1 protein-coding gene is annotated in these 1,133 nt (G+C 48.5%); it reads right to left on the reverse strand.

Annotated elements, in window-relative coordinates; all coding sequences use genetic code 11:
- A partial coding sequence (locus ACR6Z4_RS32165) for an IS701 family transposase (protein WP_479721392.1) occupies window positions 1–1,065 on the reverse strand: 1,065 nt, incomplete at its 3' end.
- Window positions 1,066–1,133 lie beyond the last annotated feature (68 nt).

Below are 1,133 nucleotides of genomic sequence, written 5' to 3' on the forward strand. Positions count from 1 at the left end.
TAAGGGACACTCTCGGTTAAAGGCATCAGCAAACAAACTGACCATTGTGAATGCACTCATGACGATCTCCCACCAGCGCTCGATCTGCTTGTAGCTCGTCACACGGAAATCAGCCCAACCCAAGACATCCTTGCTTTGCTTGAGTCCATATTCCACCCAAGTCCGATCGCCGTAGGCATCGCCAATTTCATCGAGTTTGATGGCAGGGGCATTGCTCATCACAAACGCGGTTGAATTGTCCGGTAAGGTTTCTGGGTCAGTGGTCAACTCCCAGTAACGCACACGGCCACGAGTGCCATAGATAATCTCGCGCCGATAGCGAACCTCAGTTTCGCCATTGCTGAAGGTGCGGGTGAATTCCTGCCAGGGTTCAGCTGTTACTTCCTGGTCTTGCGGCAACCAGACCCCGTGATTCGAGCGAATCGCAACGATATATGGCAACTTGAGCGCAACTAGCGTTGAAATAAAGTTACACTCACTCTCCCCATACAAACTATCGGCTAACACCAACTCAAACTGAAATCCCATTGCCATCAATTCATGCATCATCGTGGCCGCAATTTGTGGTTTCGTTTGGTAGACCTCTCCAGGCTTAAGTCGTTCTCTCGGCTTATACACCTCAAAGCACAACGGTAGAACCATGCCCTTAAATAACCCGTATGCGGTGACTGCGACAATGCCATTCTCTCGTTTGCCAACATTGCCGATATATTGTCGTTTCACGTAATCTGTACTGTTTCCCTTTTTGCAATCTCCAGTCTCGTCAATGAGCAAGATCATCGCTTGTTTCTGGGTCAATTCCAAGATCAGATTTAAGCGACGCTGCCGTATCCGACTCACTGACCAGGGAGACTCCGTTAACAAGTTGTGCAACTCTTGTTCATGGTCTAATCCAACGGCTTTAGCAATCGCTGGCAACGTCTTACGTTTGAGATCTGAAATCATCCCGACATGCGGAGCTTTGAATGCTTCAAAGCTCCGCACTTCGGGAAATAAGTCAATGTACAATTGACAATACTCATCGACGAAGCGGAGCGTTGGACAAGCTTCACGCGGCGTAACCATCCTCTTAAGATGGCAACAGGAACATCATCTCTATTTTAGTTATTCCTCGCTAGAAGGATGGAAGAGGG

The organism is Calyptranema fuscum S582 (assembly GCF_055793305.1).